Genomic DNA, 15,305 nt, shown 5'->3' on the forward strand with positions numbered 1-15,305 from the left:
CCGTGACCGTTATCGATGCGACGCGTTCTCCGGAGGGTTACAGCACGGTAAAATGACCCGGCTGGGAGCGCTCCCACAGCTCCCATCCTGACTCCGCAGGAGGACCTGTTGCGTTACGGGCACTTCGACGACGACCAGCGCGAATACGTGATCGACCGGCCGGACACCCCATTGCCGTGGATCAATTACCTCGGCACCGATGCCTACTTCGGCATCATTTCCAACACCGCCGGTGGGTACTCGTTCTATCGCGACGCCAAACTGCGCCGGCTCACCCGGTACCGGTACAACAACGCTCCACTGGACGTCGGCGGACGCTACGTCTACGTCCGTGACGACGAGACCGGCGACTACTGGTCACCCTCCTGGCAGCCCACCCCGGAGCGGGAACTGACCGGGTACGAGTGCCGGCACGGCCTGTCCTACACGAAGATCGCCTCAAGCCGGGGCGGGATCCGCGCCGAGACCCTCTACTTCGCGCCGCTGGGGGAGACCCTCGAGGTGTGGCGGGTCCGGGTGACGAACGACCGGGACACCACGGCCGAGCTGTCCCTCTTCTCGTCGGTGGAGTTCTGCCTCTGGGACGCCCAGGACGACGCCACGAACTTCCAGCGCAACTACTCGATCGGCCAGGTCGAGGTGGCCGGCGGCGTGATCTATCACAAGACCGAGTACCGGGAGCGGCGCGACCACTTCGCCTACTTCGCCTGTTCCGAGGAGATCGCCGGATTCGACACGTCGCGGGACTCGTTCCTCGGCGCCTACCGGGGATACGACCGTCCGGCGGCCGTCGAGAACGGCGCGGCCGGCGACTCGATCGCGCACGGCTGGCAGCCGATCGGCAGCCACCATGTCCGGCTCACCCTCGCGCCCGGCGAGACCCGCGAAGTGAACTTCGTGCTGGGCTACGCGGAGAACCCGAAGGACGCCAAGTTCGACCCGCCCGGCTCGCAGACACTGAACAAGACCTCGGTCACGCCGGTGATCGAGCGGTGGCTGCGGCCGGAGACGGTCGATCGGGGATTCGCCGATCTGCGCGCGTACTGGGACGACCTGCTGGAGAAGATTCAGGTGCGGACCCCGGACGGCGACACCGACCGGATGGTGAACATCTGGAACGCGTACCAATGTCTGGTCACCTTCAACATGAGCCGGTCCGCCTCGCTCTACGAGTCCGGCATCGGCCGCGGCATGGGGTTCCGCGACTCCAACCAGGACCTGCTCGGTTTCGTGCACATGGTCCCGGAGCGCGCCCGGCAGCGGATCCTGGACATCGCGGCGACCCAGAAGGAGACCGGCGGGGCCTACCACCAGTACCAGCCGCTCACCAAGCGCGGCAACAACGACATCGGCGAGGGCTTCAACGACGACCCGCTGTGGCTGGTCCTCGGCGTCGGCGCGTACCTGAAGGAGACCGGCGACACGGCTTTCCTCGATCAGCCGGTGCCGTTCGACAACGCGCCGGGCAGCGAGGTGCCGCTCTTCGAGCACCTGCGCCGGTCGTTGCAGTACACCCTGGACCGGCTCGGCCCGCACGGGCTGCCGCTGATCGGCCGGGCCGACTGGAACGACTGCCTCAACCTGAACTGCTTCTCCGACACCCCGGGCGAGCCGTTCCAGACCACCGAGAACGCACACGGCGGGGTCGCCGAGTCGGTGTTCATCGGCGGGCTGTTCGTGCTCGCCGCGAAGGAGATGGCCGGGATCGCGGCCCTGCACGGCACGGACGGCGAGAAGTACCGGGCGGCCGCCGAGAAGATGGCCGGCACTGTCGCCGAGCACGGCTGGGACGGCGCCTGGTTCCGCCGGGCGTACGACTTCCACGGCAACGTGATCGGCTCGGGCGAGAACGACGAGGGGCAGATCTTCATCGAGCCGCAGGGCATCTGTGTGCTCGGCGGGGTCGGCCTGGACGACGGCCTGGCGGTGAAGGCCCTGGACAGCGTGGCGGAACGGCTCGCCACGCCGCACGGGATCGTGCTGCAGCAGCCCGCGTACTCGGGCTATCGCATCGAGCTCGGTGAGATCTCGTCGTATCCGCCCGGATACAAGGAGAACGCCGGCATCTTCTGCCACACCAACCCGTGGATCATGATCGCCGAGGCGATGACCGGCAACGGCGACCGCGCGTTCGACTACTACCGGCGGCTCAACCCGTCGGCGCGCGAGGCGATCAGCGAGGTACACCGCTGCGAGCCGTACGTCTACGCCCAGATGATCGCCGGAAAGGACGCGCCGACGCACGGCGAGGCCAAGAACTCCTGGCTCTCCGGCACCGCCGCCTGGAACTTCGTGGCGATCACCCAGTGGATCCTCGGCATCCGGCCCGAGTTCACCGGTCTGCGGGTCGACCCCGTGCTGCCCACCGGCTGGACGGGTTTCGAGGTGAGCCGCAGGTTCCGCGGGGCGACGTACCAGATCGCGGTCCCGGAGAACGGCCGCGTCACCCACCTGGAGATCGACGGCGCCCGCGTCGAGGGGAACCTCATCCCGCTGGCCGAGCCGGGCGCCGTCGTCCGGGTGACCGCCCGCACCGGCGGCTAGCTCACCCCTTCACCACGCTGCGCTGCCTGCCGAGGCCGGCGATCTCGATCTCCACGACGTCGCCGGCCTTCAGGTAGGGGAACCGCCCGGAGAGCGCCACCCCCTCCGGCGTGCCGGTGTTGATCAGATCGCCGGGTTCCAGCACGGTGAAATGCGACAGGTGCCAGATCAGGAACGCCACGTCGAAGATCATGTCGGCGGTGCTGGAGTCCTGCCGCGGCTCGTTGTTCACCCACGAGCGCAGGCGCAGCGGGAAGGTGAGCTCGTCCGGGGTGACCAGCCACGGCCCGAGCGGGTTGAACGTCTCGCAGGACTTGCCCTTCGACCACTGGCCGCCGGAGCGCTGCAGCTGGTAATCCCGCTCGGAGATGTCGTTGGACACCACGTACCCGGCGATGTGCTCCAGCGCCTGCTCGGGCGAGTCCAGGTACCGGGCGGTACGGCCGATCACGATGCCGAGCTCGGCCTCCCAGTCGGTGCGGGCCGAGCCGGGCGGCAGCAGGACGTCGTCCTCCGGCCCGATCACGGTGTTCGGCGCCTTGTAGAAGACGATCGGCTCGGCCGGCGGCGTCCCGCCGGACTCCGTGACGTGCGCGGCGTAGTTCTGGCCGATGCCGAGGACCGCACCGGGACGGGCGATGGGGGCGCCGATCCGGCTGCTGTCCACGAACGCCGGCGGCAGGTCCGCCGGGTCGCCGCGGAACCCGCCGGAGGCGAGGAACGCGGCGTCGATGTCGGGGGTCACTCCGGAGAGGTCGAACAGGGTTCCGCCGGCGCTGAGCACCGGCCGTTCGTGGCCGGGTGGGCCGACCCGTAGATATCGCAAGGCAGCTCCGATCAGGGGACGGGGATTTCCGGGTCCAACAGCCAGGCATCGGACAGATCGCGCCACAGGGCGGCGGGGATCGGCAGCCGCGCCATCGCCACCGCATCCGAGGCCTCCGCCGCCGAACGCATCCCGACCAGCACCGCGGCGACCGCCGGATGCGCGAGCGGGAACTGCAGGGCGGCCGCGCGCAGCGGCACGCCGTGCCGGTTGCAGAGCCGGGCCATCGCCCGGGCGCGGGCCACCACCCGCGACGACGCGGGCCGGTAGTCGTATGTCGTCGTCTGCCAGGGATCCGCGAGCACCCCGGAGTTGTAGACACCGCCGACGATCACCGAGATGCCGCGGCGCCGGCACTCCGGCAGCAGATCGGCGAGACCGGACTGGTCGAGCAGCGAATAGCGGCCCGCCAGCAGGACGCTGTCGAGAAGCCCGGTGCGGGCGAGATCGGTCAGCATCGCGGACTGGTTCATGCCTGCCGAGATCGCTCCGACGGCGCCCTCCCGGCGCAGCTCGGCGAGCTCCGGAAGCGCGCTCGTCACCGCCTCGGCATAGTGGTCATCCGGATCGTGCAGGTGAAGAACATCGGTCCGGTCCAGGCCGAGCCTTTCCAGGCTTTCCCGGTACGAGGAACGGATCCCCTCGCGAGAGAAGTCGAACGCGACGCCCGGCCCGGCCGTCTCGGCCCACATGCCGGTGACCTCACGGGGCTCCGGGACGGACGATCCTGCGGTGATCCGCCGTCCCGCCTTGGTCGCGATGGTGTACTTGGCCCGCTCCCGTTTGCGCAGGGCGGCGCCGGCCCGCCGTTCGGAGAGACCGGCGCCGTACAGCGGCGCGGTGTCGAAGAATCGCACACCGAGCCGCCACGCTTCGTCGATTGCCGCGACCGCCGCCTCGTCGCCGACCGGGGCGAAGAGCCCGCCGATCGGGGCCAGACCCATGCCGAGCCGGGTGACCGTGACGCCGGTGCCGCCGAGTTCCACATTCTCGAACGGGTCCACCCGCATTGTTTAACGGTGATCGATGTCCGGGTCAACCATTTCGGGCCGTTTTCCCGACGCAGAGTGCGCGCTCCATTGCTCAGGGTCGCCAGAAATCGGGTCGCCGGGAGCAGGATCGCCGGGTTCAGCGCAGCCGGCTTCTTCAGCGCAGCCGGGTTGGTCAGCGCAGCCGGGGGAGCACCTTCGCGCCGAAGGCCTCCACGAACGGACCGAGATCCTGCCCGACGTGGTGCAGGTAGATGCGCTCGAAGCCGAGCTTCGCGTACCCGCGGAGCCACTCGACGTGCCGCTCCAGATCCGCCGAGATGTTCACGACCTGGCGCACCTGGTCGACCGTCACCCCGGCCGACACCACGTCGAACTCCTCGGCGGTGGCCATGTCCCAGCAGACCGGCGGCGTGAAGATGTTGCTGCGCCACTGGTCGTGGGCGATCTCCTCGGCCTCCGCCTCGGACGGCGCCCAGGACAGGTGCACCTGCAGGCAGATCGGGCCGCGGCCGCCCGCATCCCGGTACGCGGAGATCATCTCCCGGAGCCGCTCCTCCGGGGCGTTGACAGTGACCAGGCCGTCTGCCCACTCGGCGGACCGCCGGGCCGTCTCCACGCTCACCGCCGCGCCGATCAGCGGCGGCGGCGTCTCCGGGCGGGTCCACACCCGGGCCCGGTCGACGGTGATCAGGCCGTCCCGGGACACCTCCTCCCCGGCCAGCAGGTCCCGGATGACGTCCACGCACTCCCGCAGCCGGGCGTCGCGGACCTCCTTGCGCGGCCAGGCGTCACCGGTGATGTGCTCGTTGCTGAACTCGCCGCTGCCGAGCGCGGCCCAGAACCGCCCCGGATACATCGAGCCGAGCGTGCCGATCGCCTGCGCGATCATCGCCGGATGGTAGCGCTGCCCCGGCGCGTTCACCACGCCGAACGACAGGTTGGTGGCCTGCAACGCGGCGCCAAGCCAGGACCAGGCGAAACCGGACTGCCCCTGGCGGGCGCTCCATGGGGAGAAATGGTCGGAGCACATCGCCGCGTCGAAGCCGGCGCGCTCAGCGGCGATCACCGCCTGCAGGAGGTCACCGGGCGGAATCTGCTCGTGGGAGGCGTGGATGCCGTACTCGGTCATGGTTTTCATGTACCCACTCCGGCGGCGGATCCTAACCCGGCGCCATCACCATGATGCCGAGGCACATCTCGTCGCTCGTCCCCTCGCCCCACACCACGTAGCGCGGCGGCAGCGTCGTGAGCTGCGGCAGCCGCGTGCGCAGCCGCGCGTCGTGGGTGCAGGTCACCCGGGCCACGTCACCCCGGGCGACCGTCATCGGCTGCTTCAGGGGTACGAGGGCCTGGTTGTCGAAGTCGTAGGCGGGAACGTCGAGGACGGTCCGCGCCCTCGGGGTGCCCGGATTCAACTCGATCTTGATCGACCGGCCGAGCAGGTGCATGTGTCCCGCCGCCAGGTAGATCGTGCCGGCCTGCCCGATCGGCTGGTCGCAGTGCTGGGTGTTGCCGGCCTTGGGCGCCGCCCCGCCGTTGCACCACTGGTTGAGCATCCGGACCGTCTCGGCCGATTCCGCGCCGAACCGTTTCGCCACGTCGGCGATCGCGGTCTCCCGGTCACAGAGCGGGCCGCCGGCGCCGGGCTCGCACGGCAGCTCGATCGGCGCCTGCGCCAGCGCCGTCTCCAGCGGCGTGAGCCCCGCGTCACCGCCGGCCAGCCGCATCCGCATGCCGGACTGATCGCTGCCGGTCGTGTTCAGCAGGTTGTAGTGCACCTGCATGATCAATTTGCTGCCCGGCGGCATCGCGAATCCGAACCCGTCCGGCATCAGCGTCTCCCCGGCGCCGGGCGCCCAGTGCGCCACCCACGCGGTCTGTCCCCGCACCCCGGAGTCGCCGAAGCAGGTCCAGCCCTCGCGGCCGTCCGCCGCGTCCACCTCCGCCGCCTCCCCGGCCTGCTTCGGGTCGACCCGGTAGAAGATCGCGTGGTGCACGATCGCCGCGTTCTGCGGCAGGAAGCGGCTACCGGTCAGATAGGCGGTCTCGGTCAGCTGCGGGTCGACCAGGAAGCACCGGTACTCGTCGGTGCCGCCGTTCGGCGCGGCCGGGGTGTACGGCGTGGCCAGCCCGACGTCGACGAACCGCTCACCCTGCCGCAGCGGCGCCGGCGGCGGCGCGGCTGCGCCGGCGCTGTGCCCCGCGTGCGATCCGGGGCCGGACGCGGCGCCCGGCTCGGTCGCCGGTGTGGCGGCGGATTCCGCCGGTGGCGCGGCGGCGGGCTCCGTGGCCGGGCCGGAGCCGCACGCCGCCGTGGCGAGCAGCAGGGCGGCCGCTGCGGCGGCGAGCGCGGGACGGATGGATCTCATGACGGGCCTCCCCGGGCCGAGTGCGAGACCCGTCAATTCTCCCGATCGCGGCGGCGCCGGCGTGTCCGTTCCCCGGGCGCTGCGGCGTATCCGTTTCCCCGGGCGCTGCGGCGGATCCGTGACAAGTCCGGAGACGGGCCGCCGAACGATCATCTCACGGAGGCGGTCTCGACCGGCCTGGGCGCTTCGGCCGGCGGTGGCGGCCCGCTGTCGCCGCGGCCCAGGAAGAGGGCGACCACGGCGCAGAGCAGCAGGACGAGCAGGGCCAGCGACCCGGCCAGCACCCAGACCCAGGTGTTCCCCTTCCGGGTCGCCGCCGGCCGGGCAGCGGCATGGCCCGGGGCTGGATAGCCGGTGGCCGGGCTGCCGTGAGCGGCGAAGCCGGGGGCCGGGATGCTGCCGGTGGGTGTGTCGGCGGCCGCGGCGATGGCCTCCGGGTCGCCGAGGCGCTCCAGGACCGTACGCAAATGGGTCTCGGAATCGTCGGAGCTCTCGGCGCGCTCGATGGCGATGTGCTCCCGCAGGTCGCGCAGCAGCTCCTCCCGGCGGTCCGGCCGCAGGCCGGCGGCGGCACGCTCCACCCGTGCGAGATAGTCGGCGACGAGGTTGTCGGTCTGGGTCATGGCTGCTCCGTTCCGAGGATGCGATCGACGCCGGTGCGGAAGCTGACCCACTCGGTGCGGAAGTGGGCGAGGGCGGCCTCGCCGTCGGGGGTGAGGGTGTAGTAGCGCCGCGGCGGGCCGGCCGGAGCCTCACGCCAGGTGGTGGCGATCCGGCCGGCCCGCCGCAGGCGGGAGAGCAACGGGTACATCGTGCCCTCGCTCGTGGTCATGCCCAGCCCGGCGCTGAGCTGCCGCACCAGCTCGACGCCGTAGAGCTCGCGCTGGTCGAGCAGGGCGAGCACACAGAACTCGATGGTGCCCCGGCGCAGGGCGGTGGTCAGTGCCGCATCGTCACTCACGTCCACAAGGTACCTTGCGCTGCAAGGGTTCGTCGAGCCGTTTTCTTTTCGGCGGCGTGATCGGTAAGGTCTGCGTGCGCATTTACGGCCATTACCGAAGCGCAATTTAAGCCGCCCATAATCAAAAATTAAAACGACGAGGAAAAGACATGCGAACGTACGGTCGCGGCCGCCGGCTGATCGCGGGGGCGATCGCCCTGCTGGCGTTGGGAGCGTGCTCGACGAGTGGCCCGCAGGCGTCCGGCGCGGTCTCCCCGGACACCTCGGCCGACCCGGCTACGGCCGCTGTGAGCAGCGCGAACGCGTCGCCAGGCGGCTCCGTCGCGCCGGGCGCGAGTGCCGCCGCGAGCGCCGCCGCCGGCGCGCCAGCCGGCACCGGCCCGTCGGCGCGTCCCGGCGCCTCCGCCGCCGCGACGTCCGGGAAATGCGCACGCCCGGCCGGGCGCGCGCCGAAAGCGAAGGTGACCGAGGTGAAACTGCCGAAAGCGGTCGTCGGATACGGTGCCGAAGGTGACACCGACAAATTGCCGATGGCGTTGGCGGCCCGCCCGGACGGCACCTCGTGGATCGCCTGGACGGGCACCAACGGCAAGGTCAACCTCGGCCGGCTCGGCTGCGACGACAAGCTGACCGGCACACCCACCAGCTTCACCGGCATCGACCTGCAGGACGTGGCCGCCGACGCCACCGGCGGCGTCCTGCTGCTGACCCGCAAGGGCGCCTGCGGTGACGGGCCGCTCTGCGGTGGCGAGTCCAGCCCGTGCAACACCATGCACATGGTCCGGTTCGACAACTCCGGCAAACTGGTCTGGGAGCGGCAGGTCACCAACCTGACCGGCGGACGGCAGGGGTACGACGACGGCGCCCGCTTCATCTGGTGGTACCAGCACCACGGCCGGCTCGCGACCGACGGCAAGAACTGGGCGGCCTACTTCGGCGTCGCGATCACCGTGCGCAACGGCGACTGCGTCGACGTGCACCAGGGCGACCGGATGCAGGTGGTGAACGCGAACGGCAAGCTGGTCAGCGGGCACACTGACGCGTTCGAGGTCGGGTGCAGCCACGCGTGGACGTCACGGATCGTCTGGGATCCACGGGCGAAGAAGTTCGTGACGGTCTGCGCCACCGACAACGAGTGCCGGATCGCACAGCCGGACCCGTACCGGACCGTCGCGGCCGGGACGTGCGACGGCAGCCTGTTCAACGGTGACGTGGTGCTCGCGGCGACCAAGGGGTACTGGGCGGCGTGGAGCCAGGGCGGCTCGGTGCGGCTGGAGAAGTTCACCACCGGCACGTCGACGAGCACGATCCGGCCGGGGGTGTCGGCGGCGCACCCGCATCTGGTCGCCTACGGCAGCGGGCGGATGCTGCTGGCCTGGCAGTCGGGGTCGTCGACGGCGGTGCGGGCGTTCGACTCCGGTAGCGGCAAGGCGCTCGGCGGCACGGTGCGTGTCGCGGTCAAGGATCACGCTTACCAGGCCTTCAAGGGGTACGCCGACGGCAGCGTCGCGTACCCGGCCGCCGGCAGCTCGAGCACCACTGTGAAGATCGCCCGAATCCTCCCCATGACATGACACCCCGCGGCCCGCAGCCGCCGCGCCGCGCCGCGCCGCGCCGCGCCGCGCGGCGCGGCGGGCTGGGCCGGGGCTAGGCGGGGAAAGGGGTCCAGTTGACGTATTTGCCGGTTCGGTTGTCGCCTGAGGACTGGCCGCGCAGGCGGCGGTTGATCCAGGGGAGAACGTGCTCGCGGTAGTACCGCATCTCGGCCGCGAGGCTCTTCGTGCCGGCCGGGTCCGGCGCCACCACGTGGGCCTCGGTCGGGAAGCCCAGCGCGTCGAGCACCACGCTTGCCACCCGCCGGTGGCCGTTGGCGTTGAGGTGGAGGCGGTCCACCGACCAGTAGTGCGGCTTCTGGATCTCCTCGTCGTGGAACATGTCCACGAACGTGAGGTCGTACTGCTGCGCGAACTCGGCCACCGCCGTCGTCAGCGCCTCGCCCTTGGGCCGCATCCGGCTGCCGAACGGCAGGTGACCGGACGGGTCCGCGCCGCTGAGCAGCAGCACCCGCACCCCGGCGTCGAGGCAGCGCCGCACCGCCTGCTCGGTCAGGTGGACGAGGCGTTTCAGGTCGCCGCCCGGGCGCATCATGTCGTTGCCGCCGCCGTTGAGCGACAGCAGCGTCGGCAGCGGGGACAGCGACAGGGCCGCGTCCAGTTGCTGGGTGACGATCGGCTCCAGCAGCCGGCCACGGATGGCCAGGTTCGCGTACGAAATCGGTTTGCCCTCGCCCGCCGCGATGCCGGCGGCGACGAGATCGGCCCAGCCCCGCTCGCTGCCGTCGGGCAGCGTGTCGCCCAGCCCCTCGGTGAAGCTGTCGCCGATCGCGACGTACCTTGTCATTTACCGTTCTCCTACAGTTGTTGATCAGCTCTGACGCTACCCGGCGGGGGACCCGGGGTGATCGGCCAGGACCTGCCCTGGCAAGCTTGGCGGCCGTGGAAGCACTCCGGTTGGTTCTTCTCTTCATTCACCTCGTCGGCTTCGCGCTGCTGCTCGGCGGCGCCGTGGCGCAGCTGGTCTCCGGCACGTACCGGATCAGCAAGCCGGTGCTCTGGGGCGCGATCATCCAGCTGGTCAGCGGCCTGGGACTCGCGGCGCCGCTGCGGGGCGGCGGCGACAACGAGCCGGACCCGATCAAGCTCGGCGTCAAGCTGCTGATCGCGGTCCTCATCTTCATCATGGTCTTCATCCCGCGGAAGCGGGAGCAGGTCAACAAGGGTCACTTCATGGGCATCATCACACTGACAGTGGTGAATGCGGCGGTTGCCGTCTTCTGGCGCTGAGCGCACACGGGAGGGCAACTGCGGCCGGCGGCGCGTACGCTCGATCGCGCAGCCGGCGACCTCGCGTGATCACGTAAGATTTCGGGCCGCACGACCGCAACTGATGGGAGCCAAGGAGCACGATGCCGCTCACTCCAGCTGATATTCACAATGTCGCCTTCAAGAAGCCGCCGATCGGCAAGCGGGGCTACGACGAGGAGGAGGTTGACGCGTTCCTGGACGAGGTGGAGCAGGAGCTGATCCGCCTGCTCGAGGAGAACGGCGCACTGCGTGACCAGGCTCAGCGTGGCGGCGGCGCCCCACCCAGCGCGGCCTCGACGATGGTGCTCAACAACGAGTTCGCCGAGCTGGCCGCCCAGCTGGAGCGTCTGCAGGAGGCGCGGGCCCGCGCCGAGCAGAACGCGCGCAGCGTGCAGTCGCAGCTGGAGCGCGCCCGCGCCGAGGCGTCCAGCCAGAGCCAGGCGCTGGTTCCGGCCGGTGACGATGATCGCAATTCGCGGGTGCTGATGATGGCGCAGCGCACCGCCGACGAGCACATGCGCGACGCGCAGCGCGAGTCCGACACGCTGCTGACGAACGCGCAGAACAAGGCCGAGCAGCTGATGAGCGACGCTCAGCTGAAGGCCAGCACGATCGAGAGCGACGCCCGGCGCAACCACGCCGAGGCGATGGACGGGATCGCGGAGAAGCGGTCCGCCCTGCTCGACGAGATCGACCGGCTGGCTCAGCTCGCCCAGAGCTACCAGGAAGCGCTGACCAACCACGTCCAGCAGCAGCTGATGGACCTGACCAGCGCGCCGGACGGCCAGGTCTGAGAGTGTGCCCGGGGCCGTCGAGCCCCGGGCACGTCTTTTTTTACGGATTCATGTCGTACGCGCCGACGAGCGCGACGACCTGCTCCCACACCCGGTCGGTGCGGCCGGGGTCGGTGACCGGGCGGAGCACCCGGGACAGCGCCCAGGCCGCCTGCTCCTCGGTGGTCGCCGACTTGCCGTGCAGCTCGGTCGCGTACCCGGAGAAGTCCCGGACCAGGATCCCGAAGATCTCGTCGATGATGTCGGCGCCGGCCTCGGTGAGGCCGGCCTGCTCGAGGATCAGCTGGCCGTAGACGACGAGCGCGAAGAGCTGTCCCACGGCGAGCAGGAAGTCCAGATCGCCCTGCTGCTCCTGGTCCGGCGCGTGCCGGCGCAGCAGGTCGCAGAGGCCGTCGGCCTGCTGCCGGAACCTGGCCACGTTGGGGATCTCCGCGTACGCGTCGTAGACCTCCCGCCAGTCGTGGAACTGGATCTGCGCGAGGCCGCGCGCCGGGCCCTGACGGAACAGGAACTCGTCGTCGGCCGCGTCCAGCCGGGTCGGCACGGGTGCGAACGAGGCCGGGTTGAACAGGTAGTTCGGCATGAACTTGAGGATCAGCGCGAGGTTCACGTGGACCGTACCCTCGAGTTTGGGAAGTCCCCGGATGTCCTTGGCGGCCTTGTCGAAATAGGTGTCCGCCTCGAAGCCCTTCGCGGCGATCACGTCCCAGAGCAGGTCGATGACCTTCTCGCCCTCGGTGGTGACCTTCATCTTGGTCATCGGGTTGAAGAGCAGGTAACGGCGGTCGTCGGGGCCGGCCGAGCGGAAGTAGTCGACGGACCGGTCGGCGAAGAGCTTCATCGCGACGAGCCGGGCGTACGCGTCGGTCAGCTCCCGGCGCACGTGCGGGAACGCGGTGACCGGCTTGCCGTACAGGATCCGCTGGTGTGCGTGGGTGACCGCCTCGTACATGGCGTGTTCGCTGATCCCGATCGCGGCCGTGCACAGGTTGAACTTGCCGACGTTGACAGTGTTGAGCGCGGCGTCGAACGCGGCCTTGCCGGTGTGCAGCACGTCCTGCGGCCGCACCGGGTAGTCCGCCAGCCGGAACTCGCTCACGAACATCTGCGAGTTCACCACGTTCTTGACCAGGTGATAGTCCGGGTGGCGGCTGTCCGCGGCGAAGAACACGTACCCGTCCGGGCCGTCGACGTCGGCCCGGCGGCCGAAGACCGAGACCAGCCCGGCGACGTTGCCGTTGCCGATGTAGTACTTGCTGCCGCTGGCCCGGAACCCGCCGTCACCGTCCGGGGTGAGGATCATGTCGGTGGCGTAGATGTCCGCGCCGTGGCTGCGCTCGGAGAGCCCGAACGCCATCACGTGTCCGTCGCGGAGCAGCTCGGCCGCGCGCTGGCGGGCGTCGGCGTTGGCGCTCTGCCAGACCGGGCCGAGACCGAGAACGGTCACCTGCCAGGTGTACCAGTAGTTGAGGCCGTAGAAGCCGAGGATCTCGCTGAGCGCCACGTTGCGGGCGGTGTCCCAGCGGGTGCCGGCGCCGTCCGCGCTCGGTGTCAGAAACGTCGCGAAGAGGCCCTCCTTACCGGCGAACTCCAGGAAGTCCGCGTACCAGGCGCGATCGATGTACGTGTCGAGCAGCGCCTTCTTGCCGCGCTCCTCGAAGAAGCCGATCGTGGCGCGCAGCAGGCGCCGGGTCTCCGGGTCGAAGTGGGCCGGGTCATAGGTATGCGGGTTGAACAGCACTGTTTCCCTTTCTGAAGATGCCGCAGGGCGATCTAGAGCTGACGCAGCGTGTCGAGGACGTCGTCGAGCCAGTCGAGCAGCATCCGCTCGTAGGCGATCCCGCCCCGCAGCACCACATGTTGCAGTCGTTGCCCGGTGTCGAGCTCGGTCTCGTCCGGGAAGTCGCGTTTCTCCCCGGTCAGGTACCGGTTCAGGGTCGCCTCGTGCTCCGCCCGGTACCGCACGACCTCGGTGATCAGCGCGGTCCGGCCGGCCTCGTCGTCGAACGCCGCCCCGCGGATCTTGACGGCGAGCTCGTGCCGCACCGCCTCCGGTTGGACCGGCTCGCGAAGCCAGCCGACAAGCGTCTCGCGCCCGAGCGGGGTGACCGAGTAAGCCCGCTTGTCGGGCCGCCCGTCCTGCCCGATCTCCTGTGAGTCGACCCATCCGTCCGACTCCATCCGCTTGAGGACGCGATAGATCTGCTGATGAGTGGCGGTCCAGAACCGCCCGATCGACCGCTCGAACCGCCGGGCCAGCTCATAGCCGGACCCGGGCTGTTCGAGCAGCGAGACGAGAATCGCGTGTTCCAATGCCACGGTCCCATCCTGCTATGCAATTCGTTGCATAACAAGCGCCGTGCAACACGAAATGCCTGGGGTATTTAGTGGCATATGGCACCATATGGCGATGCTGTCACGCCGAGCAGTTCTCGGGGCCGGGGCCGCTGCCCTCACCGGATCCGCCATCGCCTCGGCCCGGCCCGCCTCCGCCGGACCCGGCTCGGCCGGACCCGCCGAGGCCGGTTCCGCACCGGCCCGCCCTCGCGCGAGACCCGCGACCGGCCGCCGGGGCACACCGAACTGGACGGCGCTCGCCGCCTCCCTCGACGGCACTGTCGACCTGCCCGGCACCGCCGGATACGACAGCGCCCGGCAACTGGCCGACCCCCGGTTCGATCACATCCGGCCGCCGGCCGTGGCCCGCTGCGCGCACGCCGCCGACGTCGCCGAGGTGATCCGTTTCGCCCGCCGGGAACACGTCCCGGTGGTGACCCGGGGCGGCGGGCACTCGTACGTCGGCGCGTCCACGGCCACCGCCGGGGTCGTGCTGGACCTGCGGAGCCTCGCCGGCATCCGGTACGACTGGGGCAGCCAGACCGCCTCGATCGGCGGCGGCGCGCGGCTCATCGACGTCTACAACCGGCTCGGCGCGGCGGGCCGGGCGATCCCGTCCGGATCGTGCGGGTCGGTCGGGATCAGCGGGATCACGCTGGGCGGCGGGATCGGCATGGCGTCCGCCAAGTACGGGCTGACCTGCGACTCCGTGACCGCGGCGGAGGTGGTGACCGCGGACGGCAGCCGCCGCACCGTGGACGCCGACCGGGACCGGGATCTGTTCTGGGCGCTGCGCGGTGGCGGCGGCAGCCAGTTCGGGGTGGTCACCGGCTGGCGGATGCGAACCCACCGGTCCACGTCCGTCGGGTCGTTCGTCCTGACGTATCCGTGGCGGGACGCGGCCCGTGTCGTCGCCGGCTGGCAGGCGCGCCTCGCCGCCGCGCCGGACGAGACGTGGTCGACCTGCCAGCTCGCCTCCGACGCGCGAGGGCGGCTGAGCGTACGCATCTCGGGGGTCGTCCTGGAGGGCGACCCGGCCGCTGAGGCCGCGGAGATCGCCCGGGCCGCCGGGATCGATCCCGCCGACGCGAAGCTGGAGCGGCGCCCGCACCTGGACGTGGTGCACGACCGGGCCGGGTGCGCGGACCGCGAAGGGTGCGCCGAGCGGTCCATCCAGCTGGCCGGCAGCGAGATCTTTCGAACCGTCCTGCCGGGGCCGGCGATCGCGGCCCTGCTCGCCGCCGTGGAGCGCCGGGCTCGCGAGCGCAAGCCGGGCATCGCCAAGTTCAAGCGGCTGACCGGGGCGCCTTCTCGGGTGGCGCCGGAGGCCACCGCGTTCCCCTGGCGGGACGCGCACACGATGCTGCAGTGGCTGGTGCTGCCCGCGGACAGCGGGAGCAGCAGCGAAAGCGACGGTTACGCCTGGATCGAATCCGGTCACCGGGCGATGAGCCGGTGGTCCGCCGGACGATACGTCAACTATCTGGAACCGAGCCCGGCGAGCCTGCCCCGCTACTACGGCGCGAACTTCTCCCGGCTCCGCTGGATCCGTGCGACGGTCGACCCGCAGGCGCTCTTCCGGTCGCCGTACGCGCTGTGAGATCCGTACCCTCTATCC

General features: G+C 70.5%; 14 protein-coding genes. 5 read left to right on the top strand and 9 right to left on the bottom strand.

Translation table 11 applies throughout. From position 1 onward, the window contains the following. The first annotated feature begins 108 nt into the window (after window positions 1-108). A complete protein-coding gene (locus AB0F72_RS24820) occupies window positions 109-2,544 on the top strand; it encodes a glycosyl transferase (protein ID WP_360435540.1) in 2,436 nt (811 codons plus the stop codon). A 1-nt stretch (window position 2,545) separates the two neighbouring features. On the opposite strand, the gene AB0F72_RS24825 is transcribed toward AB0F72_RS24820, so the two are convergent. From AB0F72_RS24825 to AB0F72_RS24850, 6 genes are all read right to left on the bottom strand, one after another. Then, window positions 2,546-3,370, bottom strand: coding sequence for a fumarylacetoacetate hydrolase family protein (locus AB0F72_RS24825; protein WP_360435542.1), 825 nt, complete (start codon window positions 3,368-3,370; stop codon window positions 2,546-2,548). A gap of 11 nt (window positions 3,371-3,381) precedes the next feature. Continuing rightward, window positions 3,382-4,380, bottom strand: a complete 999-nt coding sequence (locus tag AB0F72_RS24830; RefSeq protein ID WP_360435544.1) for an aldo/keto reductase — start codon at window positions 4,378-4,380, stop codon at window positions 3,382-3,384. A 154-nt stretch (window positions 4,381-4,534) separates the two neighbouring features. Further along, window positions 4,535-5,491 carry a TIGR03885 family FMN-dependent LLM class oxidoreductase gene (locus tag AB0F72_RS24835; RefSeq protein WP_360435593.1) on the bottom strand — a complete coding sequence of 319 codons (957 nt, stop codon included), beginning with the start codon at window positions 5,489-5,491 and terminating at the stop codon, window positions 4,535-4,537. Between the two features lie 31 nt (window positions 5,492-5,522). After that, window positions 5,523-6,731, bottom strand: a complete 1,209-nt coding sequence (locus AB0F72_RS24840) for a monooxygenase (RefSeq protein WP_360435545.1) — start codon at window positions 6,729-6,731, stop codon at window positions 5,523-5,525. A gap of 149 nt (window positions 6,732-6,880) precedes the next feature. Next, window positions 6,881-7,354 (bottom strand): hypothetical protein, encoded by a 474-nt coding sequence (locus AB0F72_RS24845; protein ID WP_360435547.1) that lies wholly within the window; start codon window positions 7,352-7,354, stop codon window positions 6,881-6,883. Continuing rightward, a complete protein-coding gene (locus AB0F72_RS24850; protein WP_360435549.1) occupies window positions 7,351-7,692 on the bottom strand; it encodes a PadR family transcriptional regulator in 342 nt (113 codons plus the stop codon). Before AB0F72_RS24850 ends, AB0F72_RS24845 begins: the two co-directional genes overlap by 4 nt. Window positions 7,693-7,841: 149 nt before the next feature. Here AB0F72_RS24850 and AB0F72_RS24855 point away from each other — a divergent pair, with 149 nt between their 5' ends. Continuing rightward, window positions 7,842-9,266, top strand: coding sequence for a hypothetical protein (locus AB0F72_RS24855; protein WP_360435551.1), 1,425 nt, complete (start codon window positions 7,842-7,844; stop codon window positions 9,264-9,266). A gap of 73 nt (window positions 9,267-9,339) precedes the next feature. On the opposite strand, the gene AB0F72_RS24860 is transcribed toward AB0F72_RS24855, so the two are convergent. Beyond that, complete coding sequence (locus AB0F72_RS24860; RefSeq protein WP_360435553.1) at window positions 9,340-10,092, bottom strand: SGNH/GDSL hydrolase family protein; 753 nt, start codon at window positions 10,090-10,092, stop codon at window positions 9,340-9,342. Window positions 10,093-10,187: 95 nt separating this feature from the next. Between AB0F72_RS24860 and AB0F72_RS24865 the strand changes: the two genes are divergently transcribed. Further along, complete coding sequence (locus tag AB0F72_RS24865) at window positions 10,188-10,535, top strand: hypothetical protein (RefSeq protein ID WP_014442313.1); 348 nt, start codon at window positions 10,188-10,190, stop codon at window positions 10,533-10,535. A gap of 122 nt (window positions 10,536-10,657) precedes the next feature. Beyond that, window positions 10,658-11,350: a DivIVA domain-containing protein gene (locus tag AB0F72_RS24870; RefSeq protein WP_360435555.1), complete on the top strand. Its 693-nt coding sequence runs from the start codon at window positions 10,658-10,660 to the stop codon at window positions 11,348-11,350. Window positions 11,351-11,390: 40 nt separating this feature from the next. On the opposite strand, the gene AB0F72_RS24875 is transcribed toward AB0F72_RS24870, so the two are convergent. Together AB0F72_RS24875 and AB0F72_RS24880 are read right to left on the bottom strand one after the other, a co-directional pair. Then, entirely contained in the window at window positions 11,391-13,091 is a 1,701-nt protein-coding gene (locus AB0F72_RS24875) for an acyl-CoA dehydrogenase family protein (RefSeq protein ID WP_360435556.1), read from the bottom strand. Window positions 13,092-13,123: 32 nt separating this feature from the next. After that, a complete protein-coding gene (locus tag AB0F72_RS24880) occupies window positions 13,124-13,669 on the bottom strand; it encodes a PadR family transcriptional regulator (RefSeq protein WP_360435558.1) in 546 nt (181 codons plus the stop codon). A gap of 91 nt (window positions 13,670-13,760) precedes the next feature. Here AB0F72_RS24880 and AB0F72_RS24885 point away from each other — a divergent pair, with 91 nt between their 5' ends. After that, window positions 13,761-15,287 carry an FAD-binding oxidoreductase gene (locus AB0F72_RS24885; RefSeq protein WP_360435560.1) on the top strand — a complete coding sequence of 509 codons (1,527 nt, stop codon included), beginning with the start codon at window positions 13,761-13,763 and terminating at the stop codon, window positions 15,285-15,287. Window positions 15,288-15,305: the final 18 nt, after the last annotated feature.

It is taken from the genome of Actinoplanes sp. NPDC023936 (assembly GCF_040639325.1).
Taxonomy (GTDB): domain Bacteria; phylum Actinomycetota; class Actinomycetes; order Mycobacteriales; family Micromonosporaceae; genus Actinoplanes.